The organism is Nakamurella deserti (assembly GCF_003260015.1).
GTDB classification, from domain to species: Bacteria; Actinomycetota; Actinomycetes; order Mycobacteriales; family Nakamurellaceae; genus Nakamurella; species Nakamurella deserti.
The window spans coordinates 409,608-435,547 of record NZ_QCXS01000002.1; the positions used below are offsets into that span (position 1 = coordinate 409,608).

The window sequence follows — 25,940 nt, forward strand, 5'->3', positions numbered from 1 at the left end:
TGCGCATCCCGGCGGCACCGTCGGCCGCGCGCGCCCGGCCACGTGGGAAGTCGCTGTGTGAAGTAGCCTGAAGCCCTAGGAACGATGAAAGGCGTGTGACTGTGGCTGGATCTCGACTGCGGCGTTTCACCCTCGTGGGTGGGCTCGCGGGCGCCTCGCTGCTGCTGAGCGGGTGTTCACTCGCGGACCTGCCGCGTTTCGGCTGGCCGGAGGGGCACACCGACGAGGGCGCGGCCATGCAGTACTTCTGGTCGGCGACGTTCATCGCGGCCCTGGTCATCGGTATCGGCGTCTGGGGCCTGATGTTCTGGTCCTTCGCGCTGCACCGGAAGAAGAAGGGCTCGCCGCTCTACCCGAAGCAGACCAAGGAGAACCTGCCCTTGGAGATCGTCTACACCGCGATCCCCATGGTGCTGGTGATGATCCTGTTCTATTTCACCGTCACCACCGAGAACAAGGTCCTCAAGATGGAGGCCAACCCCGACGTCACCGTCGAGGTCACCGCGTTCAAGTGGAACTGGGACTTCTCCTACCAGGGCACGGTCAGCCCGGACGGCACCGCCGACGGCCTCGTGCACACGATCGGCTCCAGCTCCGAGATCCCGGTGCTCATCCTGCCGACCAACAAGGTCATCCAGTACGAGCTGCAGTCACGTGACGTCATCCACTCCTTCTGGGTGCCGGACTTCCTGTTCAAGCGCGACGTCTTCCCGTCGCCGGAAGCCAACCAGGTCGACAACGGCGACAAGTTCCAGAACACCATCACCGTCGAGGGCGCCATGGTGGGCCGCTGCGCCGAGCTCTGCGGGCAGTACCACTCGATGATGAACTTCGAGGTCAGGGCCATGCCCGAGCAGCTCTACAACGACTACCTCGACCTGCGGCAGGCGGTGAACCCGGGCACCGGCCGTGGCTACACCAACGCCGAGGCACTGGCCGAGATGAACTGCGGTGAGCTGTGTGCGCCCACGGCGACCACCACCGAGACGTTCGACACCCGCCGCACCGCGGATAACATCATCGCCGGGGGGAACTGACGATGAAGGTCGAATACCGCCTCTTCCTCTGGCTCGCCGTCTTCTTCTTCGTGGCGGCCCTGATCTACGGCATCTTCGCCGGCGCGGACGAGCCGGTCGGTGTCGTCGGTATCGCGCTCACCGGTGGCCTGTCGCTGATCGTCGGCTCGTTCCTGTGGTTCTCCGCGCGGCGGCTGCAGCAGGTCCGGCCCGAGGACAACATCGACGCCGAGGTCTCCGACGGCGCGGGCGAGCTGGGGTTCTTCTCCCCGGGTTCCTACTGGCCGATCTGCATCGCCGGATCGGCGGCCGTGTTCGCGGTCGGCACCGCGTTCCTGCAGGTCTGGCTGATGATCATCGCGGGCATCTTCCTGGTCATGAGCATCTGCGGCCTGCTGTTCGAATACCACCGGGCGCCGGCCGACCACTGACCCACCGCGCACCGTGCATCCCGCTTCGACGAACCCGCCGGCCCTGCCGGCGGGTTTTTCGTTGCGTGCGCTGACCCCGGACGACGCGGCAGCGGTCGTGGAACTGGTCCGGGCGGACGAGATCGCGGTGCTGGGGGAGGCGTTCCTCGACGTCGCCGACCTGCTGGGCACCTGGGCGCGGCCGAGCTTCCGTCTCGACACCGACACCGTCGGCGTGATTGATCGGCAGGGCCGGCTGGTCGCCTTCGCGGAGCTGTCCACCCCCGAGCGCGCCGAGGCCGTCGTGGCGCCGGCGGTCCGCGGCCTGGGGATCGGCTCGGTCCTCGCGGGCTGGCTCGAGCGCCGCGCCGTCGAGCACGGGTCGGTCATCGTCGGCCAGACGCTCGCGTCGCAGCACCACGGGGCCGTCCAGTTGCTCCGCAGCCGCGGTTACGCACCCCGGTGGACCTCCTGGGTTCTCCGCCTGCCCCCGACCGCGCAGATCGTCCAGCCGGCGCTGCCCGCCGGCTGGGTGATCCGGGCGTTCCTGCCGGGTCGCGACGAACAGGCCGCCTACCGCACCGTCGAGGACGCCTTCGGCGAGTGGCCGCACCGTCCGCCGGTGACCTACGACGACTGGGCGGCGATGATCCTGGGCCGACCGCGATTCCAGCCGTGGCAGCTGCTGCTGGCGACCGACCCGGAGGGCGCTGTCCGGGGCGTGGCGGCCCTGGCGCTGTCCGACGACGGCCAGGGCTGGATCGAGCAGCTGGCGGTCGCACGCGACCACCGGGGGCGTGGGCTGGGTCGTGCGCTGCTGGCGGCGGGCTTCGCGGCGACCCGGGACCACGGCGCCCGCGACGCGATGCTGTCCACCGATTCCCGCACCGGCGCGCTGGACCTGTACCTGCACGTCGGCATGGTGGTGCAGGCCGAGTTCGTGCAGTGGGCGAAGCGGATGACCGCGACGGCCGGGTCCTGACGCCTCCCGCCGCCTGACCGCAGGACGACGTGGCCCGGCGGCGCCGAACCGCGCGACCGGTCCGGAAACGACGGAACCGCCGCCCCCGGGTGGGGGAGCGGCGGTTCCGGTACAGCGGGTGGGTCAGCGATCCAGCGTCTTCGTCGCGCTCTTGGCGCCGGCGATCGGCGAGTTCTCGCCTCCGAGATCCGGACCGGAGTCGAGATGACCGCGGTCGTCCTTCGGCCGGAGCACGCCCTTCACGGCGTGACCCGCGGAGCCGAGCTGGTTCATCCGCTTCGGCACCGACGCGCCCTGGTACTCCAGCGGGATCGGGTGACCGTGGCTGTCGACACCGTCGAGGCTCTGGTGCACCTCGATGAACTCACCGTGCGGGAGCCGCTTGATGATGCCGGTCTCCACACCGTGCTCCAGGACCGCCCGGTCGGCATGCTGCAGGCCGAGGCAGATCCGGTAGACCGCGATGTAGGTGATGATCGGCGCGACGAACGAGCCGATACGGCCGATCCAGGTCATCACGTTCAGCGAGATGTCGAACTTGAGCGCGATGATGTCGTTGCCGCCCATGATCAGGTTCATCACGTAGAAGGCGATGAACGCCGACCCGAGGGCGGTACGGACCGGCACGTCGCGCGGCCGCTGCAGGATGTTGTGCAGCGCGTTGTCCTTGGTGAACTTGCGTTCGATCCACGGGTACGCCGACACCAGGATGAGCAGCACCGTCGCCCCGACGATCGCCGGGAAGAACACCGCGGGGATCTGGTAGCGACCGAACAGGTTGTGGATCTCCCAGGCGGGCCAGATACGCACCAGGCCGTCGAGGAAGCCCATGTAGAAGTCGGGTTGCACACCGGCCGACACCTGCGACGGGTTGTACGGACCCAGCAACCACACCGGGTTGATCTGGAAGACACCCGCCATGACGACGGTGATGCCGGCGACGATGGCGAAGAAGCCGGTGGCCTTGAGACCGAACACCGGCATGACGCGGACGCCGACGACGTTGTTCTCGGTGGCGCGGGGGCCGGCGAACTGGGTGTGCTTCTGGAACCAGACCAGGCCGACGTGCACCGCGATCAACGCCAGGATGATGCCGGGGATGAGCAGGATGTGCAGGCTGTAGAACCGGCCGATGATGATCTCGCCCGGGTAGTCGCCGCCGAACGCGGCCCAGTGGATCCAGGTACCCATCACCGGGATGGACAGCAGGAAGGCGGAGACGGCGCGGAGGCCGGTGCCCGACAGCAGGTCGTCGGGGAGCGAGTAGCCCATGAAGCCCTCGGCCATGCCCAGCACCAGCAGCAGCACGCCGATGACCCAGTTTGCCTCGCGCGGCTTGCGGAAGGCGCCGGTGAAGAACACCCGCATCATGTGCAGCATCATCGACGCCAGGAACAGCAGCGCCGCCCAGTGGTGGATCTGCCGGATCAGCAGACCGCCGCGGATCTCGAACGAGATGTCCAGCGAGGACGCGTAGGCGACCGACATCGGCACGCCGCGCAGCTTGTCGTAGACACCCTGGTAGACGGTCTCGGTCATCGAGGCGTCGAAGAACAGGGTGAGCCAGACGCCGGACAGCAGCAGGATGACGAAGCTGTACATCGCGACTTCACCCAGCAGGAACGACCAGTGGGTGGGGAAGACCTTGTTGAAGATCTGGGTCCGCAGCGGACGGGCGCCGTGGTAACGGACGTCCATCTCGTCCAGCTGCTTCACCACCAGCGACGGCTTGGTCGGTGCCGTTGCTGTCGTGAGTCGGCTCATGATTCGTATCTCCCCTTGTTCTCCCAGAAACCGGGCCCCACGGGTTCGGTGAAATCGCTGACGGCGATGAAGTAGCCCTCATCGTCGAGGGTGATCGGCAGCTGCGGGAGCGGCCGACCGGCCGGTCCGAAGACCGGGCGGGCGCCGTCGTTCACGTCGAACTGCGACTGGTGGCACGGGCACAGGATGCGGCCGGTCTGCTGCTCGTAGAGCGAGACCGGGCACCCGACGTGCGTGCAGATCTTGGAGTAGGCGTAGTAGTCACCGAAGCGGTACGTCTCGTGGCCCTCGCGGACCTTGACCGGCTCGTTGGACCGCAGCCGGAACAGCATCACCGGGGCGTCGGACGCCTTGGCGCCACCCGGGACGGCCGGGAAGACGGTCATCATCGCGCCGGCCGCCATGTCACTGGGCCGGACGGGAGTGCCGTCCTGCCCGACGAGGCGGACCTTCGTGCCGTCGGCCGCCGGGGCCCACGGGGTGACCCACAGCTGCGACTCGTCGCCCTCGGCCCACGGGTTCTTCACGAATCCGCCGAGCACCGGGACGGCCGCGGCGACGGTGAGACCGCCACCGGCCAACAGCAGCGAGCCCTTGAGCATGCCGCGGCGCTTGATCAGGCCGGACTTGTCACCGACGTCGGTGAGCTCTCCGGCGAGCGTGCGCCGGTCCAGCTCGGCCGAGAGGCCGTCATGGCGCTGCTGCACGGCCAGCTCGTGCGGCATGATGCGCCGCGCGATTCCGACCACCCCGACGCCGAGGCACAGGATGGTCAGTCCGAGGCTGAGTCCGAGCAGCGGGTTGTACAGTGCGTAGACCCACTGGTCCGCGTCGTACCAGGGCTTGTACTGCTGGGGCCACCAGATGAACACGACCGCGGTGAGCACGCCGAACACGGCGGTCAGCACGAACCACTTGGCCACCGCCCGCTCGGCGTTCTTGTCGGCGGGGCTGCCCGGCACGTAGCGCGGGCCGTACTCGACGAGCTCGACCCCGTCGAGCCGGGCGCCGAGGCGCGCCAGCTCGTCCCGGGACATGGTCGCCAACTGCTCCGGCGTGGGGGTGTCCGTGGTGGAGACCTCGCCGTTCACTACCTCGCCGCTCACGCGCGCGCTCCCATCCACAACATGACACCGACGATGAGACCCATGCCCACGATGAAGGCGAAGAAGCCCTCCGAGACCGGACCGAAACCACCCAGGCCGTAGCCGCCCGGATCCATCGACGCCTTGGCGCTCTGCACGTACGTGACGATCGCGACCTTCTCGTCCGGGGTCAGCTGGCCGTCGGAGAACTTCGGCATGTTCTCCGGGCCGTGCAGCATCGCCGCGTAGATCTGGGAGTCGGTGGCCGGACCGAGGTCGGGTGCGTACTTGCCCTGCGACAGCGCACCGCCCTTGCCGGTGAAGTTGTGGCAGGACGCGCAGTTCAGGCGGTAGAGCTCGGCGCCCTTGGCGACGGCCGCGTTGTCGCGGAGCTCGGCGCTGGTGCCGTCGGGTGCGGTGGGGACCTCGGGGCCGCCGCCGTTGGCCTGGATGTAGGCCCCGAGCGCCTGGACCTCCTGCGGGTTGAAGAACGGCTCCTTGCGGGGCGCCTGCGCGGAGTTGTCGGCGAGCGGCATCCGGCCGGTGGACACCTGGAAGTAGGTGGCCGCCTGGCCGACGCCGATCAGCGACGGCCCGCGGTCCGGGACGCCCTGCAGGTTCTCACCGTGGCAGGTGATGCAGGAGTTGGAGTAGAGCGCCGCACCGGCGGCGATCTGGGTCTCGTCGACCGCGCCCGCTTCGGCCTGGTTGGGCGCGGGGGTGATGGCGGAGAACAGGAAACCGAAGCCGACCAGCGCGATCAGCAGGGTCAGCACGCCGCGGAGGCGGCGGTGTGACTTGCTGCGCGCGCGGATGCGCACCCGTGGGGGGAGCGTTGGCCGTTTCATGGGGACACCTCGTCTGCAGTCGTTGCGGCGGGTCGTGCGGGTGGAGCGGTGGTGCGGCCGACTGCCTTGATCACTACCGGGATCAGGGTGGCGGCGGATGCACCGTGGGAAGACGATGTGGCGAGCACGTGAGGGAACTACTTCACGATATAGATCGTCGCGAACAGGGCGATCCAGACGACGTCGACGAAGTGCCAGTAGTAGGACACGACGATGGCCGAGGTCGCCTGCGCGGGCGTGAACTTGCTCAGCCGGGTTCGCTGGATCAGCAGCAGGAACGCGACCAGACCGCCGATGACGTGCAGGCCGTGGAAGCCGGTCGTCAGGTAGAAGACGGTGCCGTAGGCGTCGGAGGAGAGCGTCATGCCCTCCTCGGTGACGAGGTGGAGGTACTCGTAGGCCTGTCCGCCCACGAAGACCAGGCCCATGATCAGGGTGATCGTGTACCAGAACCGGAGCTTGATGACGTCGCCCTGCTCCGCGGCGAACACGCCGAGCTGGCAGGTGAACGAACTGGCCACCAGAATCGTGGTGAACACCGTGGCGTACACCACGTTGAGCTCGTGCAGCGGCCATTCCTCGGAGGTGGCCTTGGCGGTGAAGTAGATGCCGAACAGTCCGGCGAAGAACATCAGTTCGCTGGCGAGCCAGACGACCGTGCCGACGCTGACCATGTTCGGCCGGTTCAGCGTGTGGATACGGGAGCTCAGGTTGCCGGGCGGCGGCGTCTGCACAGTGGTCACACATGGATTATGGACCGAGAAAACAGAAGATGCCCGCGCGGGTGGCGGCGCGGCGCCCGTCGCGAGCGTTCCCCTACGATGCTCGTGTGTCCGGTCCCACGATTCTGGTCTACAGCCACCGTGCCGCAGTGCGCGAGGAGCTGATGTTCGCCATCGGCCGCCGTCCGGCCGCTGACCTGCCCAGGGTCACGTTCCTGGAGTGCGAGGGTGTCGCCGAGGTGCTGATGGCCATCGACTCCCGGGCGGCCGACGTGGTCATCCTCGACGGCGAGGCGCAGCCCACCGGCGGGATGGGGATCTGTCGGCAGATCCACAACGAGGCCGCCGATCCGCCGCCGGTCATCCTGGCCGTCCGTCGCGCCGCCGACCGCTGGTTGGCCACCTGGTCCAAGGCCGAGGAGGTGCTCGTGTACCCGCTCGACCCGGTCACCGCCGCCGAGACCGTCGCCAAGGTGCTGCGCGCCCTCCCCGTCCGGTGACGGGTCCCACACCCGCACCGCTGAGCTGGCCGGTCCTGCTCCGGCGGTTGATGGCCGGCGGCGACCTCACCGCGGACGAGTGCACCTGGGCGATGGGACGCATCATGGCCGGCGAGGCCACCGGCGCGCAGATCGCCGGCTTCGCCGTCGCCCTGCGGGCCAAGGGCGAGACCGCGGTCGAGGTCAGCGGGCTGGCCGACGGGATGCTGGCGCACGCGCGCCGGTTCACCGTGCCGGCCCGCGCCGTCGACATCGTCGGCACCGGCGGGGACAACTCCAACTCGGTCAACATCTCCACGATGGCGGCCGTGGTGACCGCCGCGGCGGGCGCCACCGTGGTCAAGCACGGCGGTCGCGGCTCGTCCAGCATGACCGGGGCCGCGGACGTGCTCGAGCGGTTGGGCGTGGTGATCGGGCTGAGCCCGGCCGCGGTCGAGCGCTGCGTCCGCGAGGTGGGCATCGGGTTCTGCTTCGCGGCCGCGTTCCACCCGTCGATGCGGCACGCGGCCGGGCCGCGCCGCGAGCTCGGGGTACCGACCTTCTTCAACATCCTCGGCCCACTGACCAACCCGGCGCAGCCGGCCGCCGCGGCGATCGGCTGCGGCAGTCTGCCGCTGGCGCCGCTGATGGCCGACGTCCTGGCCGTCCGGGGCATCGAGGCGCTGGTGTTCCGGGGTGACGACGGGTTGGACGAGTTGACCACCACCACCACCTCGACGGTGTGGCGAGTGCGCGGCGGCGTGGTGGACGTCACCTCGGTGGACCCGGCGCGGCTGGGCATCGCGCCGGCCACCGCCGACGACCTGCGGGGTGGCGAGGCGGCGTTCAACGCCGACGTGGTGCGCCGGCTGGTGGCGGGGGAGACCGGGCCGGTGCGGGACGCGGTGGTGCTCAACGCCGCCGCGGCCCTGGCCGCACACCGCGGGCTGACCGACGACCTGGAGGCCGATCTCGCGGCCGGGTTGGTGGCCGCCCGGGAGGCGCTCACCAGCGGCCGGGCCGCGACGCTGCTGGACCGCTGGATCGCCGTCTCGCAACAGGCCGCCGCGGCTCTGCCCGCCTGACGGCACCGCCGTCGCGGCTTCGGCCGGCTCGCGGTGCGGTCAGCCGCCGATGGAGAAGGCGTCCTCGCTGTCCCGGCTCGCGTACGAGCGGAAGGCGATGTGGGTCGTCGTGCGCTTCACCCCGGGCACCTTGCTGATGTGACCCGGCACCAGATCGGCGATCGACTCGTGGTCGGGGAGCCGGACGAGCACCACCAGGTCCACGTCGCCGGCGCAGGAGTACACCTGGTCGACGCCGGGCAGGTCGGCGATCCGCTGGGCGGCCTCCGGGATCAGGTCGGCCTCGACCTCGATCATCACGATGACGGTGATCATCGGTCATGTCTATCACTGCCGCCACGCCGCGCCCGGGGCGCGGTCGGGCCGGTCGAGGGCCCACCGGTGGCGCCCCGCTCCGCCGATCGGCGACGACCACTCGCCGTCTAGCTGCACCAGCCGTACGCCGGGGGCCTCCAGCCAGCGCAGCAACGTGCCGACCTCCTCGGCGCCCGACGCCGGGAGCGGTCCGGTGCCCGGCAGCACGGTCTCGGCCGAGGCCACCAGCAGGTCGATCACCGGCATCGGGTTCACCCCGCAGGGAGCGTGCCCGGACGCGGCCAGCCGGCCGTGCCGGACGACCACGAGCCACCACCCGCCGCTGCCGTCGCGGGCCGCCGCCACCAGTTGCGGCACCGCGGCGAGCGCGCCCAGGCGCTGGCGGCGGTGCAATCCCTTGACCAGCGCGACCGTCCGGTCGCGGTGCAGCGCCGCGTCCTCGAACCGGCCGGCGACCGCCAGCCGGTCCAGCCGCTCCAGCAGCCGGCCCACCACCGTGGTGGGCCGCCCGGCTACGGTGTCGGCGAAGTCGCGGACGTGCGCGGCGTAGTCCTCCACCGACTCGCGGCCGGCGCAGGGCGCACCGCAGCGTCCCAGTTCGGCCAGCGCGCACGGGGTGCCGTCGGGGTTGCGTCGCCGGATGCGCTGGCTGCAGCGGCGCAGCCGCAGCACGCTCGACACCGCCTCGAGAGCCTGCTCGGCGGCCGCGCGGGTGCGGAACGGCCCCAGCAACACCCGCTCGGCCCTGCGGGCCGGGCCGTCGGGCGACGACACGATGCTGAGCCGGGGGAAGGCCTCGTCGGTGAGGGTGATCCAGGACGCCTTGGCCGGCTGCTTCGACCGCCGGTTGTAGGGCGGCTGGTGGGCGGCGATCAGCCGCTGCTCGCGGACGTTGGCCTCCAGCGGGTGCGCGCAGCGCACGTGGTCGACGCGCTCGGCCAGCGTCACCATCTGTTTCACCCGGGCCCGGGTCTCGGCCGCCGAGAAGTACGACCGCACCCGACGCCGCAGATCGGTCGCCGTGCCGACGTAGAGCACCTCGTCCCGGCGGCCGCGGAAGAGGTAGACCCCGGGCGCCGACGGCAGCCGGTCGGCGAGGTGGCGCTTGCGGCGGCGGGCCGGTGTGAGGTCCCTGGTGACGTCGATCAGCTCGGGCAGGGTGTGCACGCCCAACGAGCCGACCCGGCCGATGAGGGCGTGCAGGACGTCCACGGTGGCCTGGGCGTCGTGCAGGGCGCGGTGGTCGGGGGTGACGGTCGCGTGCAACAGCGGCGCCAGCACCCCCAGCCGGACGCTGGGCGCCTCGTCGCGGGTGAGCACCTTGCGGGCCAGCTGGACGGTGTCCAGCACCGCCGGCGCCGGCCAGCGCAGCCCGTGCCGGGCGCAGGCGTGCCGCAGGAAGCCGACGTCGTAGGGCGCGTTGTGGGCCACCAGCACGGCGCCGCGGAGGAACTCCAGGAACGCGGGCAGCACCGCCTCGATGCGGGGCGCGTCGTAGACCATCGCGTTCGTGATGCCGGTCAGCATGGTGATCTGCGGGGGGATGGCCCGGCCGGGATCCACCAGGGTCGCGAACTCGCCGAGCCGCTCGCCGCCGCGGACCTTGACCGCACCGATCTCGGTGATGCCGTCGGCGTCCTTGGCCGACCCTCCGGTGGTCTCCAGGTCCACGACGACGAAGGTCACGTCGGACAGCGGCTCCCCGAGGTCGGAGAACGCCTGCTGGAGGGTCGCGCCGGTGGTCACGGTGGATACCGTAGGGATCACCACCGACAGAGCAGGTGCGACACACGTTCGAAAGGCCGACCTCCCGCCATGACCCTTCCCGACGCCGTCCAGCGGCCCCTGCTGCGGTGGGCCGCCGACACCCTCAGGACACTGCCGCCGGAGCGGGTGCCGGCCACGTTGCGGCCGGTGGCCCGGTTCCGGCCCGCCCGTCGCGCGTCCCTGGGAGCGGCGGCCCTGCTGCAGGCGCTGGACGCCGACGCGGGGTTCCGCGCCGAGGTCGCCCGCTACGTCCGGGCGCGCGGCGTCGACCCGGCCGGGACCGGGGATCTGGCCGAGCGGGCCGCGGCGGCGCAGCTGTGGGACCACCCGGCGGCGGTGGATCTGCTGGCCGAGGTCGAGGGTGCCCGGCCCGGTTCCGGGGAGGTCGCGGCGCTGCGCGCCGAGGTCGCCCGGTTGACCGCCGAGCTCACCGCCGCCCGGCGTCCGGTCGCCCGGGCCAGGGCGGCGGCGGCGCCCGCCGAGCCGGCGCCGCACCCGGTCGACACCGAGGCGGTGGACCGGCTCCGACAGCGCCTGCGGGACCAGGGATCGGCACTGCGCTCCGCCCGCGACGCCGCGGCGGCCGCCGAGGAGAAGGCCGGCGCCGAGCTGAAGGTGCTGCGGGTGGCCCACGAGCGGGCGGTGGCCGAACTGCGCAACGCCCGCGACCGGCAGGCCGAGGAGCAGGCCCGTGCCGACCGGCTCCAGCAGCAGTTGGAGACCACGCGGGCGGCCGACCGCTCGGACCGCGACGCCGCCCACCGCCGGGTCGAACTGCTGCTCGACACCGTCGAGCAGGCCTCGCGCGGCCTGCGCCGCGAGTGGCAGCTGACCGCCGGCGGGCCGGACCCGGCGGAGCGGGTGGCCGGTGCCCTGCGCGCTCCGGCGCTCGCCCCGGTCGGCGACACCGCGAGCCTCACCGGACTTCTCGCGATGCCGCGGGCGCACCTCGTGGTCGACGGCTACAACGTCACCAAGTCCGCGTGGCCGCAGCTGACGCTCGCCGAGCAGCGCGACCGGTTGGTCCGCTCGCTGTCCGCCCTGACGGTGACGACACCGGCCGGGGGACCGGAGGTCACCGTGGTGTTCGACGGGGCGTCGGTCGTCGTGCCGCAGATGAACTTCCGCGGGATCCGGGTGCTGTACTCGCCGGCGGGGGTCACCGCCGACGACGTCATCCGGCGCCTGGTCGCCGCCGAACCGCAGGGCCGGGTGCTCCTGGTGGTCACCGCGGACCGGGAGATCGTCGACTCGGTGCGACGCGCGGGCGCCCGGACGGTGGCGCCGGCCGCCCTGCTGTCCGTGCTCGGTACCGAACCCCGCGGGTAGCCACCGACCTCATGCGCATGCATCGTTCGCGCCCACGCCACACGCGGCCGAATGAGTGAACTCGATCACAAGATCACCGGTTTGTGCTGGTGGTGCCAGGGTTCCGCGGGGTGAGACACAGACCTGTCCACACCGGAGGCAACGTCACTGGCGTCGATGCATCGTCTGTCGTAACCTCATCGTGACCTGCGGACGACGCGGCCCAGACGGGCGGCTCCGCGGGACACCGCCGAATCGACGTGTCGGGCGTCGAACCGGGGAACCAGGTGTTACTGGGGTGAATCGCTCACTCCGTGTATCCGCCGTGATCGTCGTGGCTGCGCCCGGTGCGCAGGACACGGCCTGACGGGCGTGCGCACGGTGTGGGGGTAGGGCTACTTCCTTGGCCCGAATCCGTCAGCTAACTCGGTAGGCGGCCAAAGGATGAAAGGCTCGCCCCCCTTGTTCGCTGTGTCCCGCTTCAGGCGTGGTGTCGTTGTCCTGGCCGTCGCCACGGCCGCCACCCTCGCTCTCGGTGCCGCTCCGGTCCTCACCGCCGCCGCCGATCCCACCACCACGACCGAGCCTTCTGTGCCCTCTACGGCGGCCGGTGCCAAGGAGCTGTGGCTGCAGGCCAGCCAGCAGGCCGAGGCGCTCAACGAGCAGTCGCTGCAGGCCGCCGAGGCCGTGGACGCCTCCGCCGCCGCCGTCACCGCCGCCGACGCCGCGGTCGCCGCCGCCACCGCCGCGGTCGGCACCGCCGAGGGGCAGCGCACGCAGGCCCAGGCCGTGGTCGACTCCTACTCGGGCAAGCTGAGCGCCTTCGCCAACGCGAGCTTCCGCGGTGCCCGGATGAGCGAGCTCTCGTCGCTGCTGACCGCCGACTCCGCCGACGACTACCTGGACTCGGTCACCGCCCTGGACCGGGTCGCCGGCGACACCAGCGACATGCTCGTCGAGGCGCGGGACGCCAAGACCGCCGCCGACGCCGCCGCGCTCGCCGTGGACGCCAAGAAGACCGAGGCCGAGACCGCCCAGCGGGCCGCCGTCCAGGCCAACGCCGACGCGGTCACCGCCCAGCAGACCCTGGCCGCCTCCAAGACCGCGCTCGACGCCCAGGTCGCGGAGTACCAGGCCCTGTACGACCAGCTGACCGAGCAGGAGCGGGAAGCCGCGATCCTGGCCGAGCAGGCGCGTCTCGCCGCCGAGGCCGAAGCCGCCGCAGCCTCCGCCGCAGCCGCCGCGGCCGCCGCGCCGGCCGTCGAGAACGCCCCGGCCGCCGAGGTCGCGGTCGCCGGCACCAGTGCCAGTGCCGCCCCCAGCTCCGGCGCCGCCCCGAAGGCCGCGGTCCCCGCGGTCAGCGCGCCGAACGCCAAGGCCCAGATCGCCGTCGAGGCCGCGCTGTCCAAGGTCGGCTCCCGCTACGTCTTCGGTGCCGCCGGCCCCGACCAGTTCGACTGCTCCGGCCTCACCTCGTGGGCCTGGAAGCAGGCCGGTGTGAGCATCCCGCGCACCTCCGGCGGCCAGGCCGGACTGCAGTCCGTGCCGATGGACCAGCTGCAGCCGGGCGACCTCGTCACCTACTACTCGCCGGTCCACCACGTGGCGATGTACATCGGCAACGGCCAGATCGTGCACGCCTCGACCTCGTCCAAGCCGGTCTACGTCACCTCGGTCAACTACGGCGGCCCGAACGCCAGCGGCCACCGCGTCGGCTAGCAGCCCCACGCTGACCGGCTAGGTTGGTCGCCACCATGCGACGCACCCTGCTGATCAGCAACGACTTCCCGCCGCGGGCGGGTGGCATCCAGTCCTATGTCCACGAACTGGCCGGCCACCTGCCCGCGGCGGATCTCGTCGTGTACGCCCCGGCGTGGCCGGGAGCCGCGGAGTTCGACGCCGCCCAGCCCTACCCGGTGCACCGGCACCCCACGTCGCTGATGCTGCCGGTGCCGTCGGTCGCCCGCACCGCCGCCCGGCTCATCGCCGAGCACCGCCTCACCGCAGTCTGGTACGGCGCCGCGGCGCCGCTGGCGCTGCTCACCCCGACCCTGCGCCGGCACGGCGTGGAACGGACCGTGGCGAGCACCCACGGCCACGAGGTCGGCTGGTCGATGCTGCCCGGGTCGCGGCAGCTGCTCCGGCGGATCGGCCGTACCAACGACGTCATCACGTTCGTCAGCCGCTACTCCCGGTCCCGGATCGCCGCCGCCCTCGGCGCCGACGCGGCCCTGGAACACCTGCCGCCGGGCGTCGACGCGGCGGCGTTCCGGCCGGACCCGGCACGACGCGCGGCCCTGCGCGGTCGATGGGGGATCGGCGACCGACCCGTCGTGGTCTGCGTGTCCCGGCTCGTCCGGCGCAAGGGTCAGGACGTGCTCATCCGGGCGTGGCCGCAGGTCCTCGCCGGCTGCCCGGACGCCCTGCTGCTGATCGTCGGCGGTGGGTCCGACGAGGCCCGGCTGCGCGTCCTCGCCACGCGACATGCGGTGCAGGACAACGTCATCGTCACCGGACAGGTGCCCGCCGACGACCTCGCCGGGTTCTACGCGGCGGGGGACGTCTTCGCCATGCCCTGCCGCACCCGCGGCCGCGGGCTGGACGTCGAAGGTCTTGGGATCGTCTTCCTCGAGGCCGCCGCGGCCGGTCTGCCCGTGGTGGCCGGCGACTCCGGCGGAGCTCCCGAGACGGTCCGCCCGGGGATGACCGGCGAGGTGGTCGACGGCCGGGACACGGCCGCCGTGGCCGCGGCGTGCCGGACGCTGCTGACCGACCGGGTCCGCGCCCGCCGCTACGGCGCCGCCGGTCAGCGCTGGGTCGCCGACGACTGGACCTGGGCGGCGTCCGGGCGCCGGTTGGTGGAACTCCTCGGCTGAGCCCGGAAGCCGCCGCGCGCCGTCCGTCGGCCGTCCGAGACCAGTGTCACGGCCCGTGATCGTTGAACCCTCATGGGTGCCGTCGTAATCTGATCGTGACATCGATGGTGTGGTGCCTGTCGGCCGCTGCTGCGGGACAGGCCTGACCGCTCGTGTGGACGCGGCCGCCGCCGCGACCGCGGACACGCCATGACGCCCCCCGCTCCGGGTGCCGCCGGTCCGATCCCTGCGATCGCCGACGGCCGATCCCGGCGCGTGCCGTCGGACGCCCGCGCACTCCGGGACCGCGGCCGATCCGAAGGGACCGCCTCCGTGGCGCGCTCGCGACTGCTGCACCTCACCACCGGCACCCTGACCGCCGCCGCCCTCGCCGGCGCGCTGCTGGTCGCCGGTCCGGCGCTGGCCGAGCCGGCCGCCCCGCCGGCGCCGCCCACCACCGCCGAGGACGCGAAGACCGCGTGGATCGACGCCGCGCACGGCGTCGAGGAGCTCAACCAGGCGGTGCTGACCGCCCAGCAGCAGGTCACCGACCGGCAGGCCGCCGCCGCTGCCGCGCAGAGCGCCGCCGCGGCGACCGTCGCCGCCGTCACCGCCGCCGACGCCCAGGTGGCCGCCGCCGACGCCCAGGTCGCCGCGTTCCGCCCGACCCTGGACGCCGTGGCCAACGCGAGCCTCAAGGGCGCCCGGTTCAGCTCGCTGTCGTCCCTGCTCACCGCCGACTCGGCCGACGACTACCTGGACCAGGTCACCGCGCTGGACCAGGTCGCCGGCGACACGCTCGCCACGATGGCCGCCGCCCAGCAGGCCGGCTCGGTGGCCGACGCCGCCAAGGCCGCCGCCGACGCGACCCGCGCGCAGGCCGACCGGGCCGCCGCCGAGGCCGCGGCCGCCGTGGTCGCCGCCGAGCAGGCCGCGGCCGACGTCGCCGCCCGCCAGGTCACCATGCGGGCCGAGATCGTGCGGTACGAGCAGGTGTACTCGGCTCTCACCGTCGCCGAGCGCGGCGAGGCGATCGAGGCGTTCGAGAACTCCAACCTCTCGCCCGAGGCCCAGGTCAAGGTCGACCGGGAGGCCGCCGCCCGGGCCGCCGCCGGCATCACCGAGAACAATCTCAGCGCGATGGCGGTCTCGGCCGCCCCGGACACCGCCGCCGGCATCGCCGTCGCCGCCGCCCTGACCCGCCGGGGGATGCCCTACGTGTGGGGTGCGGTCGGTCCGGACGAGTTCGACTGTTCCGGTCTGATGCTGTGGGCCTGGCAGCAGGCCGGCGTCACCATCCCGCGGACGAGCGCCGAGCAGGCCACCCTGCCGTCGGTCCCGATGGACCAGCTGCAGCCGGGTGACCTGGTGACCTTCTACTCGCCGGTCTCCCACGTCGGGATGTACATCGGTCACGGTCTGCTGCTGCACGCGTCCACCACCGGCACCCCGGTCAAGGTCATCGCGATGGAGAAGGCCGGCCCGAACGCCACCGGGCACCGGGTGCCGCGCTGACCCTCGGCTAGCCTCGACCGGGTGCTGATCTCCGTCGTCGCCGATGTCCACGGCAATTTCGACGACCTCGCCCGGGCGGCCGACGCGGCCGACCTGCTGCTGGTGCTGGGCGACCTGCTCGACTACGTCGACTACCACGACCCCGCCGGCGGCATCCTCGGTGCCGTCTTCGGCGAGGAACTCGTCCGGCCGTTCGTGCGGATGCGCACCCGCGGCGACTTCGCCGCGCTGCACGACTACAACCAGCAGCTGTGGTCCCGGGTGGCCGACCCGGCCCGGGCCATCCACGACATCGTGGTGGACCGCTACGAGCACGTCGTGAAGCTGCTGCCGGACAACGCCCTGGTGCTGCTGGGCAACGTCGACGTGGCCGCCGCCTGGGCCGAGGTCGCGCCGCCGCACCTGCAGGCACTGGACGCCGAGACCCGCACGATCGACGGCGCCGTCTTCGGGTTCGTCGGCGGCGGTTCGACCCGGCCGGGGTCGGTGGTCCGCGACACCGGTTCGCCGTGGAAGCCGTTCGTCCGGTCCGCCGCCGACTTCGGGGTCGCGCTGGCCGCGCTGCCGGCCGTGGACGTGCTGTGCACCCACATCCCGCCGAAGCTGACCACCCTGCGCTACGACACCGTCCCGGCGCGGCTGGAGATGTACGGTCCCGGGCTGGTCGAGTACATCGACACCCACCGCCCGCGGTACGCGCTGTCCGGCCACGTCCACCAGCCCATCGGCGCCCGGCTGCGCCGCGGCCGCACCGAGTGCGTCAACGTCGGGCACTTCCAGCGGTCGGCCCGGCCGTACCTGCTCGCGCTGTAGTGTTTTCGGACATGCCTGACCTGTCGACCCAATCGATCGTGATCAACGCCGACCCCGCTCAGGTGATGGCCGTGATCGCCGATTTCGCGTCGTACCCGGAGTGGACGGGCGCCATCAAGTCGGTCGACGTCACCGTGCCGGGTGAGCCCGGACGGGCCCGTCAGGTGAAGTACGTCATGGACGCCGGGCTGCTCAAGGACACCTACGAGCTCGCCTACACCTGGGCGCCCGACGGGCTGTCGGTCAGCTGGACGCTGGTGTCGGGCTCGCTGCAGAAGTCGCAGCGGGGTTCTTACCGGCTCACCCCGGTCGCCGACGGCACCGAGGTCACCTACAGCCTCAACGTGGAGCCCTCGATCCCGTTGATCGGCCCACTGCGCCGCAAGGCCGAACGGTCGATCCTGGACACCGCCCTCAAAGAGCTGCGCAGACGCGTCGAGAGCGCGTGAGCGGCACCACCGCAGCCGCCGTCGACGGGCCGCGGACGCTGCTGTTCACCGGCAAGGGCGGGGTCGGCAAGACGACCCTCGCCGCCGCCACCGCGGTCGCCGCGGCCGCGTCGGGCCACCGCACCCTGGTGCTGTCCACCGATCCGGCCCACTCGTTGTCGGACGTGCTGGGGACGCCGCTGAGCGGGGAACCCTCGGTGGTCGACCCGGTGCTCGCGCCGCGGCTGTCGGCCGCCGAGGTCGACGTCCAGGGCCGCTTCGAGGCGGGCTGGTCGCAGATCCGGCAGTACCTGGTCGGCGTGCTCGCCGCCCGCGGCGTCGCCGAGGTCACCGCGGAGGAACTCGTGGTGCTGCCCGGCGCCGACGAGATCGTGGCCCTGCTCGAGCTGCAGCAGCGGGCGGCGTCCGGGGCCTACGACGTGATCGTGGTCGACTGCGCGCCGACGGGGGAGACCCTGCGGCTGCTGGCGCTCCCGGAGACGCTGTCGTTCTACGCCGACCGGTTGTTCGGGGCGCCGCAGCGGCTGCTGCGGGCGCTGGCCGCCGGCCTGGGGGGCCGCGGCGGTCTCACGACCGGCCCGGACGGCGAGGTCCGCGACGCCCTGAGCGACCTGCTGACCCGGCTGACCAGTGCCCGGGCGTTGCTGACCGCACCGGGCAGCGGGGTCACCGTGGTGACCACCGCCGAGCACGTGGTGCTGGCCGAGGCCCGGCGGGCCTACACCGCGCTGTCGCTGCACGGGTACCGGGTCGGCGCGGTCGTGGTGAACCGGCTGCTGCCCGCGGAGGCGGACGGGACCTGGGCGGCGCGGCTGCGGGAGGGCCAGCGCCGCGGCCTGACGGCCGTGGCCGAATCGTTCGCCGGGCTGCCGGTCCTGCACGCGCAGCTGCGGGCGGCGGAGCCCGTCGGCGTCGCCGCGCTGACCGCCCTGGCCGGTGAGGTGTACGGCGACCGGGACCCGCTGCCCGGTCCCGACGACGCGCGGATCGGTCTGCAGGTCACGGGCGGGCAGGGCGACTACCGGCTGACCGTGCCGCTGCCGCTGGCCGACCGGGGTCAGGTGCAGCTCACCCGCTCCGGCGACGACCTGGTGATCACCGTCGGGTCGCACCGCCGCCGGATCGCGTTGCCGTCCCTGCTCCAGCGGTGCACCGCCACCGGCGCGAGCTTCCGCGACGACGCGCTGGTCGTCGCGTTCGTGCCCGACCCGGCCCGCTGGCCGGACGCCCTGGTGGGAGCCCGATGACCGACGACCGCACCGGGCACCAGAGCCTCGCGGTGGAGGCACGGGCCCTGCTCGACGTGCTCGCCGACAAGCTCGCCGCGGCCGCCCGGGTCCCCGCCGGCGCCGACCCGGACACCGCACCCGCCGACGCGACCCCGCCGCACCCGCCGCGCTGCACCGGCTGCCCGCTCTGCGCGGCGCTGAACCACCTCGCCGACCACCGGGAACTGTCCGCGCAACTCGCGCAGGGTGCGCTGCTGGTGGTCGGTGCGGTGCGGCAGTATCTGGACCACCCGTTCCCTCCGCCGTCGGCACCGTCGTCGTCCTCCTCACCCGCCCCTTCTCCAGCATCGGTGCAGCGCATTGACATCACATGACCCGGCCGACCCCGCCGCCGTCCGCGACCGCGGGCCCGCGCACACCGTCGGAGTCGACATCGGCGGCACCACGATCAAGGCGGCCGTCATCGACCGCAGCGGGCGGATCGTCGACACCCTGTCCGCGCCGACGCCCGACACCACCGACGCGACCGACGACGCCCTCGTCGCGGTGATCTCCGAGCTCGCCGAACGGCACCCGGTGCGGGCGGTGGGCCTCGCGGTCGCCGGTTTCATCACCGCCGACCGGCAGAGCGTGATGTTCGCGCCGCACCTGGCCTACCGCGACAGCCGGGTGCCGTCGCGGCTGGGTGACCGGCTCGGGCTGCCGGTGGTGATGGAGCACGACGTCAACGCCGCCGTCTGGGCCGAACACCGCATCGGCGCGGCCGTCGGCGCCGACGTGGCCCTGCTGATCGCGCTCGGCACCGGCATCGGCGCGGGCCTGATCGTCGGCGAGCGGATCTACCGGGGCGCGTTCGGGGTCGCCCCGGAGCTGGGCCACATCACGGTGGTCCCGGGGGGCCGGCCGTGCCCGTGCGGCAAGGTGGGCTGCTGGGAGCGCTACTGCTCCGGCACGGCGCTGGCCCAGACCGCCGCCGAGCGGGGGATGGAGGCCCCGGGCCCGATCACCGGGCAGCTGGTCGGCCGGGCCGCGCGCGACGGTCACCCCACCGCGCTGGCCGCGGTGGACGACCTGGGGGAGTGGCTGGCCCGGGGCATGGCCCTGGCCATCGACGTCTTCGATCCGGAGGTCATCGTCATCGGCGGTGGCGTGTCCAGCATCGCCGACCTGTTCCTGCCCGCCGCCGAGGACCGTCTCGGCGAGCTGGTCACCGGGGCCGGCTACCGGCCGATGCCCAAGGTCGTGGCCGCGCACCTGCACGACACGGCGTCGATGGTCGGGGCCGGGTTGCTCGCGCGGGACCCGCACCACTGACCCGCCCCGGCGCGACCCGGGTCACAGCACGGCGCCGTTGGGCCCCTCGAGGTCGTCGTCGTGCGCCCGCAGCCGTGACACCAGGGTGACCGCACCACCGGTCAGCAGCATCAGCCCGACCACCATGGTCAGCTGGGTGTCGATGACCAGCAGCGTCGGGAACACGATCAGCACGAGACCGGCCAGCATCAGCAGCACCGCCCCGAGGGTGGCGGGCCGCAGCCGGGGCAGCGGCGGCGGCTCCGGCGGGGTGAAGTGGTCGTCGTCGGAGTTGTAGGCCGACTCGAGTTCGGCCTTCTCCGCCTGGTACTCGGCCAGTTCGCGCGCACGCTCCTCGCGGCGGCGTTCCCGGCGCAACTCGCGCTCGCGGGCCTCGGTGGCGACACGCTCGGCCTCGGCGCGTTCCCGCGCCCGTTCCTCGTCGGCGACGGCGTCGTCGGAGCGCACGTCGGTGTGCGGGTCCCAGTTCATCGTCGACGCGATGGGCGACACGATCGCGGCGAAGCGCGCCGCGATGTCGTCCTCTTCTGCGGTTGCCACACAGCCATCGTCTCACGGCCGTTGTAGTGTGACCCGGTGTTCTACGCCGTGATGAAGTACGTGCTGATCGGCCCCCTGCTGCGGCTGCTGTTCCCGACGAAGATCTCGGGGACCGCCCACATCCCCGAGACCGGTGGCGCCATCCTGGTCTCCAACCACCTCGCGGTGGCCGACTCCTTCTTCCTCCCGCTGCACATCAAGCGCCGGGTCACCTTCCTCGCGAAGTCCGAGTACTTCACCGAGAAGGGCCTCAAGGGCTGGTTCAAGAAGCAGTTCTTCCTCGGCATGGGCCAGGTGCCGGTCGACCGCACCGGCGCCAACGCCGCCCAGGACGCCCTGGACACCGGCATCCGGCTGCTCCGCGACGGGGAGTTGCTGGGCATCTACCCGGAGGGCACCCGTTCACCGGACGGTCGGCTCTACAAGGGCAAGACCGGGGTCGCCCGGATGGCGCTGGAAGCCGGCGTCGTGGTCATCCCGGTGGCCATGTTCAACACCGGGCGGATCAACCCCATCGGGTCGAAGATGTGGCGACCGTCCAAGGTGCGCATCGAGATCGGCCGCCCGCTGGACTTCTCCCGCTACGAGGGCATGGCTGGTGACCGCTTCGTCGAGCGCAGCATGACGGACGAGATCATGTACCGGTTGATGGAGATGACCGGGCAGGAGTACGTCGACGTGTACGCGGCGAAGGTCAAGGCGGACCTGGAGGCCCGGGCGAAGGCCGAGGCCGAGGTCGTCGAGGGCCGCGGTCCGGGCACCATCACCCGGCTCCCCGGCACGCGCGCGAGCTGACGGGTGCCCCAGCGTCCACCTGAGAGCCGCCGCTCCTGCAGGTACTTCTACGACACCGAGTTCATCGAGGACGGCCGCACCATCGAGCTGGTCTCGATCGGCATCGTCTGCGAGGACGGCCGTGAGTACTACGCGATCTCCACCGGCTTCGACCCGATGCGGGCCGGCAAGTGGGTGCAGCGCAACGTGCTGGACAAGCTGCCGCCCATCCAGGACCCGGCCTGGCGCAGCCGCACCACGATCCGCGACGAGGTCGCCGCCTTCCTGTCCGCCGGTGACGGCGACCCCGAGCTGTGGGCCTGGTACGCCGCCTACGACCACGTCGTGCTCGCCCAGCTGTGGGGGGACATGACGGCGCTGCCGCGGTTCATCCCCCGGTTCACCAAAGAATTGCGGCAGTACTGGGAGGACGCGGGATACCCTCCGGTCCCCGACGGCGGGCGTGACCAGCACCATGCGCTGGCCGACGCCAAGGTCAACCTGGCGCGGTGGCGGGCGATAGTCTCGACGGCGTGAACTGGAAAGTCGACATCCCGGCAGACATCCTGCCGACCCTGCCGCCCCTCCCGGGCAGTCTCCGCGCCCAGCTGGACGCCGCGCTGGCCAAGCCGGCCGCCCAACAGCCGCAGTGGGACAACCCGGACCAGGTGCTGGCGGTGCGGGCCGTCCTCGAGGCGGTGCCGCCGATCACCGTTCCGCTGGAGATCGACCGGCTCAAGCTCAAGCTCGCCGACGTCGCCAACGGGAAGGCCTTCCTGCTGCAGGGCGGTGACTGCGCCGAGACCTACGCCGACAACACCGAGCCGCACATCACCGGCAACATCCAGACCCTGCTGCAGATGGCCGTGGTCCTCACCTACGGCGCGTCGCTGCCGGTGGTCAAGGTCGCCCGCATCGCCGGCCAGTACGCCAAGCCGCGCTCGTCCAACATCGACGCGCTCGGGCTGCCGTCCTACCGCGGCGACATCATCAACTCCCTGGACACCGACCCGGAGGCCCGGCGGCACGACGCGACCCGGATGATCCGGGCCTACGCGAACTCGTCCGCGGCGATGAACCTGGTCCGCGCGCTGACCGGTTCGGGCATGGGCGACCTGTCGACGGTGCACGAGTGGAACAAGGACTTCGTCCTGACCTCCCGCGCCGGCGAACGCTACGAGCGGGTCGCCACCGAGATCGACCGCGCGATGCGCTTCATGCGCGCCTGCGGGGTCGACTCGCACTCGCTGCACGAGGTCGAGGTCTTCGCCTCCCACGAGGCGCTGCTCATCGACTACGAGCGCTCGCTGCTGCGGCTGGTCGACCGGGGTCCCGATGGCAAGCCCGTCGAGGCCCAGCTCTACGACCTGTCGTCGCACTTCCTGTGGATCGGCGACCGCACCCGGCAGCTGGACGGCGCGCACATCGCGCTGGCCGAGCTGCTGGCCAACCCGATCGGCGTCAAGATCGGCCCCAGCACCACGCCGGACGACGCCGTCGAGTACGTCGAGCGGCTCGACCCCGACAACCAGGCGGGCCGGATCACCCTCATCTCCCGGATGGGCAACGGCAAGGTCCGCGACCTGCTGCCGCCCATCATCGAGAAGGTCGAGGCCACCGGACACAAGGTCGTCTGGCAGTGCGACCCGATGCACGGCAACACCCACGAGGCGTCCACCGGCTACAAGACCCGGCACTTCGACCGCATCGTCGACGAGGTGCAGGGCTTCTTCGAGGTGCACAACGAGCTCGGCTCGCACCCGGGCGGCATCCACGTCGAGCTGACCGGTGACAACGTCACGGAGTGCCTCGGCGGCGCCCAGGAGATCTCCGACGCCGACCTGGCCGGCCGTTACGAGACCGCCTGCGATCCGCGCCTGAACGTGCAGCAGTCCCTGGAGCTGGCGTTCCTGGTCGCGGAGATGCTGCGCAGCTGACGTCCCCGTGTGGTCGGTCCTGCGGGGCCGCGCCGCGCTCGTGTCCCCGGCCCGCGTCCGCCCGCGGTGTCGCCGGGAAGCTCCGCGGCCGACCGTCGCCGCCCCGGCCGCCTGACGGCCCTCAGTTGAAGGTGTTCAGCGACACCGTGGCACCCGGCTCGACCCGGGTGCCCGGTGCGGGATCCTGGGACTGCACCGTCGAGCCGAGCCCGAAGAACGACGTGACCTGCACGTACAGGCCCGCTCCGGTCAGCTGACCGCCGGCCTCGTCCACGTTGCGGCCCCGGACGTCGGGCATCGTGACCGCGTTCGACACGGTGACGGTGACCGTCGACGCCGCCGGGTCCACCAGCGTCCCGGCGGCCGGGTCGGTACGGATGACGTCGCCGCCGTCCACGTCGGAGTCGAACTGGGCCGGCCCCACCGTCACGGTCAGTTTCGCGCCCTGCAGCGTCGCCGTCGCGTCGGCCTGGCTGGAACCGACGACGTCGGGCACCACCAGCGAGCTGCTGACCACCAGCTGCACCGTCGCTCCCGCGGCGAGGGTCTCCCCGGCGGCCGGCCGGGTGCCGATCACGGTGCCCGCGGGCCGCTCGGGGTCGAACTGGTCGACCTGCGTCCCGATGCCGAAACCCGCCACCTTGAGCGCGTTCTCGGCGTCGACGACGGTCTTGTCGGTGACCGCGGGCACCGGGACGGGTTCGGCGCCCTTGCTCACGACCAGCGTGACGGGAGCCCCGATGTCCAGTGCGGTGCCGGCGGCCGGCTCCGTGCGCACCACCGCGCCGGCCGGTACCTCGGCGTCGAAGACGGCCGCGGCCTCGTCCCTGGTCACGGTGAGATCCGCGGCCGTCAGGGCGGTCTCGGCGTCGTCCGGAGCCGTACCGGCCTCGATCGCCGGTACCACCGGCCGCCCGGTGCTCACCACCAGCCGGATCTCCGATCCGCGGAGCTCGCGGGCGCCCTCGGCGGGGTCGACGGCGGCCACCCGGCCGGCCGCCATCCGGTTGTCGTGGGCTTCGCTGACCACCGCGACCAGGCCGGCCGACTCCACCGTCTGCACCGCCGACTCCCGGGCCTGCCCGACCAACGTCGGCACCGTGGTGTAGCGGCCGCTGCCGAACCACCAGCCGCCGACGCCGGCCGCCGACGCGAGCAGCAGCACGACCACGCCGATGATCCAGGCGCGACGCCGCCGGCGGCGACGCTGCGGCTCCGCCGGCTCCGGGCGCCGGGCGACCACCTGGGTCGCGCCGTCGGCGACCGGTGCCGTCTGCCGCTGCGGCGGGGTCGCCGTGGTGAGGAAGGTGGTGTCGCCGGCGCCGGGTCCGGTGTCGCGCCGGTCGGCGACCCGGCCGCTGTCGGTGTCGCCGTCGGTCCGGGGCCGGGCCGCGGGCATCACCCGGGTGGCGTGGGCCGGCCGCGCCGGGGTCGGCACCGGGACCGGCACCCGGCGGATCAGCAGCCGGGCGCGCATCCGGATCAGTTCAGACAGGAACTCCGCGGCGTCGGCCGGGCGGTCCGATGAGTTGCGGGCGGTCGCGCGCACCATGATCTCGTCCAACGGCGCCGGCACCCCGATGGCCAGCGTCGACGGGGCCGGCACGTCCTCGTGCACGTGCTGGTAGGCCACGCTGAGCGCGGTACCGCCGTCGAACGGCGGCCGCCCGGTGAGCATCTCGAACCCCAGCACGCCCGCGGAGTAGACGTCGGAGCGGGCGTCGGAGAACCCGGTCGAGACCTGCTCGGGGGAGAGGTAGGCGACGGTGCCGAGGATGACGTCGCCGGTGGCCACCGTCGTGGACGTGACCGCTCGGACCAACCCGAAGTCGGCGACCTTGACCTCGCCGCGGGTGGAGATGAGCACGTTCTCCGGCTTGACGTCGCGGTGCACCAGCCCCGCCTCGTGGGCCGCGCCCAGGGCCGACAGCACGGGCTCCAGGATCGACAGCGCCACCGGCACGCTCATCGCGCCGTGCTCGGTCAGCAGGTCGCGCAGGGTGCCGCCGTCGACCAGCTCCATCACCAGGAACACGGTGTCGCCGTCGCGGCCCTGGTCGTACACGGCCACGATGCCGCGGTGGTGCAGGGCGGCCGCGGTTCGGGCCTCGCGGTCGAAACGGGCCAGGAAGGTCGGGTCCCGGACGAGGTCGTCCTTGAGGATCTTGATCGCCACCGGCCGGTCGAGGCGCAGGTCCACGCCCCGGTACACCGCCGACATACCGCCCCGGGCGATCAACGCACCGAGCCGGTACCGGCCGTCGAGCACGGTGGACCGGGGACCGTCCGGCGTCGTCGTCTCCGCCGGGCGGCCCGCTTCCATGAGGACCGATCCTAACGGCGGGGCGTTGGTGATCGGGCGAGCCGGATGACAGGCTGTGGCGGTGTCCTCCGATCCCACGTTCGTCCCGTTGCCCGACATCGCGATCGCCCTCGACCTCGGCATCACCAAGGTCCACCAGCTGGTGAAGGACCGGGCCGTGCTCGCCGTCCGCCGCGACGGCGTCCGGGTCATCCCCGCCGAGTTCGTCCACGACGGTCAGGTGGTGAAGTCGTTGCCGGCCACCATCACCCTGCTCACCGACGCCGGCTACGACGACGACGAGATCATCACCTGGTTGTTCACGCCGGACGACAGCCTGCCCGGCCGGCCGATCGACGCGTTGCGGGAGAACCGCGGCACCGAGATCAAGCGCCGCGCCCAGGCCGCGGGATTCTGACCGCGACGCCGGA

Annotated in this window: 26 protein-coding genes and 1 riboswitch; of the genes, 18 read left to right on the plus strand and 8 right to left on the minus strand. The window is 72.4% G+C overall.

Features of this window, described 5'->3' with window-relative positions; translation table 11 throughout:
* The first annotated feature begins 101 nt into the window (after positions 1–101).
* From ctaC to DB033_RS02060, 3 genes are all read left to right on the plus strand, one after another.
* A complete protein-coding gene (gene ctaC / locus DB033_RS02050) occupies positions 102–1,037 on the plus strand; it encodes an aa3-type cytochrome oxidase subunit II (RefSeq protein ID WP_111765235.1) in 936 nt (311 codons plus the stop codon).
* A 2-nt stretch (positions 1,038–1,039) separates the two neighbouring features.
* A complete protein-coding gene (locus DB033_RS02055) occupies positions 1,040–1,447 on the plus strand; it encodes a cytochrome c oxidase subunit 4 (RefSeq protein WP_111765236.1) in 408 nt (135 codons plus the stop codon).
* Positions 1,448–1,508: 61 nt separating this feature from the next.
* Positions 1,509–2,408 carry a GNAT family N-acetyltransferase gene (locus tag DB033_RS02060; RefSeq protein ID WP_170315462.1) on the plus strand — a complete coding sequence of 300 codons (900 nt, stop codon included), beginning with the start codon at positions 1,509–1,511 and terminating at the stop codon, positions 2,406–2,408.
* Positions 2,409–2,531: 123 nt separating this feature from the next.
* Here DB033_RS02060 and qcrB read toward each other — a convergent pair whose 3' ends face one another.
* The 4 genes from qcrB to ctaE form a co-directional block, all read right to left on the minus strand.
* Positions 2,532–4,172, minus strand: coding sequence for a cytochrome bc1 complex cytochrome b subunit (gene qcrB, locus DB033_RS02065; protein WP_111765238.1), 1,641 nt, complete (start codon positions 4,170–4,172; stop codon positions 2,532–2,534).
* Positions 4,169–5,278 carry a cytochrome bc1 complex Rieske iron-sulfur subunit gene (gene qcrA, locus DB033_RS02070; RefSeq protein ID WP_240615688.1) on the minus strand — a complete coding sequence of 370 codons (1,110 nt, stop codon included), beginning with the start codon at positions 5,276–5,278 and terminating at the stop codon, positions 4,169–4,171. Before qcrA ends, qcrB begins: the two co-directional genes overlap by 4 nt.
* Positions 5,275–6,105 (minus strand): cytochrome bc1 complex diheme cytochrome c subunit, encoded by an 831-nt coding sequence (gene qcrC, locus DB033_RS02075; protein ID WP_111765239.1) that lies wholly within the window; start codon positions 6,103–6,105, stop codon positions 5,275–5,277. The genes qcrA and qcrC overlap by 4 nt, the downstream gene beginning before the upstream one ends.
* Before the next feature lie 137 nt (positions 6,106–6,242).
* Positions 6,243–6,848: an aa3-type cytochrome oxidase subunit III gene (gene ctaE / locus DB033_RS02080; RefSeq protein WP_240615689.1), complete on the minus strand. Its 606-nt coding sequence runs from the start codon at positions 6,846–6,848 to the stop codon at positions 6,243–6,245.
* Between the two features lie 143 nt (positions 6,849–6,991).
* Between ctaE and DB033_RS02085 the strand changes: the two genes are divergently transcribed.
* The gene (locus tag DB033_RS02085; RefSeq protein ID WP_420814041.1) at positions 6,992–7,327 is read left to right on the plus strand and encodes a hypothetical protein; all 336 of its coding nucleotides are present in this window, start codon (positions 6,992–6,994) and stop codon (positions 7,325–7,327) included.
* Between the two features lie 50 nt (positions 7,328–7,377).
* Positions 7,378–8,391, plus strand: a complete 1,014-nt coding sequence (gene trpD, locus DB033_RS02090; protein ID WP_111767165.1) for an anthranilate phosphoribosyltransferase — start codon at positions 7,378–7,380, stop codon at positions 8,389–8,391.
* A 39-nt stretch (positions 8,392–8,430) separates the two neighbouring features.
* On the opposite strand, the gene DB033_RS02095 is transcribed toward trpD, so the two are convergent.
* Both DB033_RS02095 and DB033_RS02100 read right to left on the minus strand, forming a co-directional pair.
* A complete protein-coding gene (locus DB033_RS02095; protein ID WP_111765241.1) occupies positions 8,431–8,706 on the minus strand; it encodes an Lrp/AsnC family transcriptional regulator in 276 nt (91 codons plus the stop codon).
* Positions 8,707–8,718: 12 nt separating this feature from the next.
* Positions 8,719–10,452, minus strand: a complete 1,734-nt coding sequence (locus DB033_RS02100) for a DEDD exonuclease domain-containing protein (protein WP_111765242.1) — start codon at positions 10,450–10,452, stop codon at positions 8,719–8,721.
* A gap of 69 nt (positions 10,453–10,521) precedes the next feature.
* Here DB033_RS02100 and DB033_RS02105 point away from each other — a divergent pair, with 69 nt between their 5' ends.
* The 9 genes from DB033_RS02105 to DB033_RS02150 all read left to right on the plus strand — a co-directional run bounded on the left by DB033_RS02105 (position 10,522) and on the right by DB033_RS02150 (position 19,956).
* Positions 10,522–11,802, plus strand: a complete 1,281-nt coding sequence (locus DB033_RS02105) for an NYN domain-containing protein (protein ID WP_111765243.1) — start codon at positions 10,522–10,524, stop codon at positions 11,800–11,802.
* A gap of 217 nt (positions 11,803–12,019) precedes the next feature.
* Positions 12,020–12,232: riboswitch (cyclic di-AMP (ydaO/yuaA leader) on the plus strand.
* 20 nt (positions 12,233–12,252) lie between these two features.
* On the plus strand, positions 12,253–13,500 hold the full coding sequence (locus DB033_RS02115; RefSeq protein WP_157970458.1) for a C40 family peptidase: 1,248 nt from the start codon (positions 12,253–12,255) through the stop codon (positions 13,498–13,500).
* Positions 13,501–13,535: 35 nt separating this feature from the next.
* Positions 13,536–14,657, plus strand: coding sequence for a glycosyltransferase family 4 protein (locus tag DB033_RS02120; protein ID WP_111767166.1), 1,122 nt, complete (start codon positions 13,536–13,538; stop codon positions 14,655–14,657).
* A gap of 312 nt (positions 14,658–14,969) precedes the next feature.
* The gene (locus DB033_RS21580; protein ID WP_157970459.1) at positions 14,970–16,151 is read left to right on the plus strand and encodes a C40 family peptidase; all 1,182 of its coding nucleotides are present in this window, start codon (positions 14,970–14,972) and stop codon (positions 16,149–16,151) included.
* A 21-nt stretch (positions 16,152–16,172) separates the two neighbouring features.
* Positions 16,173–16,964 (plus strand): metallophosphoesterase family protein, encoded by a 792-nt coding sequence (locus DB033_RS02130; RefSeq protein WP_111765247.1) that lies wholly within the window; start codon positions 16,173–16,175, stop codon positions 16,962–16,964.
* Between the two features lie 11 nt (positions 16,965–16,975).
* Complete coding sequence (locus tag DB033_RS02135; protein ID WP_111765248.1) at positions 16,976–17,413, plus strand: SRPBCC family protein; 438 nt, start codon at positions 16,976–16,978, stop codon at positions 17,411–17,413.
* Complete coding sequence (locus tag DB033_RS02140; protein WP_111765249.1) at positions 17,410–18,660, plus strand: ArsA family ATPase; 1,251 nt, start codon at positions 17,410–17,412, stop codon at positions 18,658–18,660. Before DB033_RS02135 ends, DB033_RS02140 begins: the two co-directional genes overlap by 4 nt.
* On the plus strand, positions 18,657–19,016 hold the full coding sequence (locus tag DB033_RS02145) for a hypothetical protein (RefSeq protein ID WP_111765250.1): 360 nt from the start codon (positions 18,657–18,659) through the stop codon (positions 19,014–19,016). The genes DB033_RS02140 and DB033_RS02145 overlap by 4 nt, the downstream gene beginning before the upstream one ends.
* Entirely contained in the window at positions 19,003–19,956 is a 954-nt protein-coding gene (locus DB033_RS02150; RefSeq protein WP_111765251.1) for an ROK family protein, read from the plus strand. Before DB033_RS02145 ends, DB033_RS02150 begins: the two co-directional genes overlap by 14 nt.
* 21 nt (positions 19,957–19,977) lie before the next feature.
* Here the strand turns inward: DB033_RS02150 and DB033_RS02155 are convergent, their stop codons facing one another.
* A complete protein-coding gene (locus tag DB033_RS02155) occupies positions 19,978–20,496 on the minus strand; it encodes a hypothetical protein (protein ID WP_111765252.1) in 519 nt (172 codons plus the stop codon).
* Positions 20,497–20,532: 36 nt separating this feature from the next.
* On the opposite strand from DB033_RS02155, the gene DB033_RS02160 reads away from it, so the two are divergent.
* Genes DB033_RS02160 through DB033_RS02170 form a run of 3 tightly spaced genes read left to right on the plus strand, consistent with a single transcriptional unit; the run spans position 20,533 to position 23,207 of the window.
* Positions 20,533–21,291 (plus strand): lysophospholipid acyltransferase family protein, encoded by a 759-nt coding sequence (locus DB033_RS02160; RefSeq protein ID WP_111765253.1) that lies wholly within the window; start codon positions 20,533–20,535, stop codon positions 21,289–21,291.
* A gap of 3 nt (positions 21,292–21,294) precedes the next feature.
* The gene (locus DB033_RS02165) at positions 21,295–21,807 is read left to right on the plus strand and encodes a polyadenylate-specific 3'-exoribonuclease AS (protein ID WP_111765254.1); all 513 of its coding nucleotides are present in this window, start codon (positions 21,295–21,297) and stop codon (positions 21,805–21,807) included.
* Positions 21,804–23,207: a class II 3-deoxy-7-phosphoheptulonate synthase gene (locus tag DB033_RS02170; protein ID WP_111765255.1), complete on the plus strand. Its 1,404-nt coding sequence runs from the start codon at positions 21,804–21,806 to the stop codon at positions 23,205–23,207. The genes DB033_RS02165 and DB033_RS02170 overlap by 4 nt, the downstream gene beginning before the upstream one ends.
* 121 nt (positions 23,208–23,328) lie before the next feature.
* Here the strand turns inward: DB033_RS02170 and pknB are convergent, their stop codons facing one another.
* Complete coding sequence (pknB, locus tag DB033_RS02175; protein WP_111765256.1) at positions 23,329–25,530, minus strand: Stk1 family PASTA domain-containing Ser/Thr kinase; 2,202 nt, start codon at positions 25,528–25,530, stop codon at positions 23,329–23,331.
* A 61-nt stretch (positions 25,531–25,591) separates the two neighbouring features.
* Here pknB and DB033_RS02180 point away from each other — a divergent pair, with 61 nt between their 5' ends.
* Positions 25,592–25,927 carry an Rv2175c family DNA-binding protein gene (locus DB033_RS02180; protein ID WP_111767167.1) on the plus strand — a complete coding sequence of 112 codons (336 nt, stop codon included), beginning with the start codon at positions 25,592–25,594 and terminating at the stop codon, positions 25,925–25,927.
* The last annotated feature ends 13 nt before the right edge of the window (positions 25,928–25,940 follow it).

What these genes read in the sequence shown, in the direction of transcription:
- DB033_RS02055 (WP_111765236.1), top strand. Translation starts at nt 1,040, where the DNA reads ATGAAGGTCGAATACCGCCTCTTCCTCTGGCTCGCCGTCTTCTTCTTC.
- qcrB (WP_111765238.1), bottom strand. Translation starts at nt 4,172, where the DNA reads ATGAGCCGACTCACGACAGCAACGGCACCGACCAAGCCGTCGCTGGTG.
- qcrC (WP_111765239.1), bottom strand. Translation starts at nt 6,105, where the DNA reads ATGAAACGGCCAACGCTCCCCCCACGGGTGCGCATCCGCGCGCGCAGC.
- DB033_RS02085 (WP_420814041.1), top strand. Translation starts at nt 6,992, where the DNA reads ATGTTCGCCATCGGCCGCCGTCCGGCCGCTGACCTGCCCAGGGTCACG.
- trpD (WP_111767165.1), top strand. Translation starts at nt 7,378, where the DNA reads ATGGCCGGCGGCGACCTCACCGCGGACGAGTGCACCTGGGCGATGGGA.
- DB033_RS02095 (WP_111765241.1), bottom strand. Translation starts at nt 8,706, where the DNA reads ATGATCACCGTCATCGTGATGATCGAGGTCGAGGCCGACCTGATCCCG.
- DB033_RS02105 (WP_111765243.1), top strand. Translation starts at nt 10,522, where the DNA reads ATGACCCTTCCCGACGCCGTCCAGCGGCCCCTGCTGCGGTGGGCCGCC.
- DB033_RS02120 (WP_111767166.1), top strand. Translation starts at nt 13,536, where the DNA reads ATGCGACGCACCCTGCTGATCAGCAACGACTTCCCGCCGCGGGCGGGT.
- DB033_RS02135 (WP_111765248.1), top strand. Translation starts at nt 16,976, where the DNA reads ATGCCTGACCTGTCGACCCAATCGATCGTGATCAACGCCGACCCCGCT.
- DB033_RS02145 (WP_111765250.1), top strand. Translation starts at nt 18,657, where the DNA reads ATGACCGACGACCGCACCGGGCACCAGAGCCTCGCGGTGGAGGCACGG.
- pknB (WP_111765256.1), bottom strand. Translation starts at nt 25,530, where the DNA reads ATGGAAGCGGGCCGCCCGGCGGAGACGACGACGCCGGACGGTCCCCGG.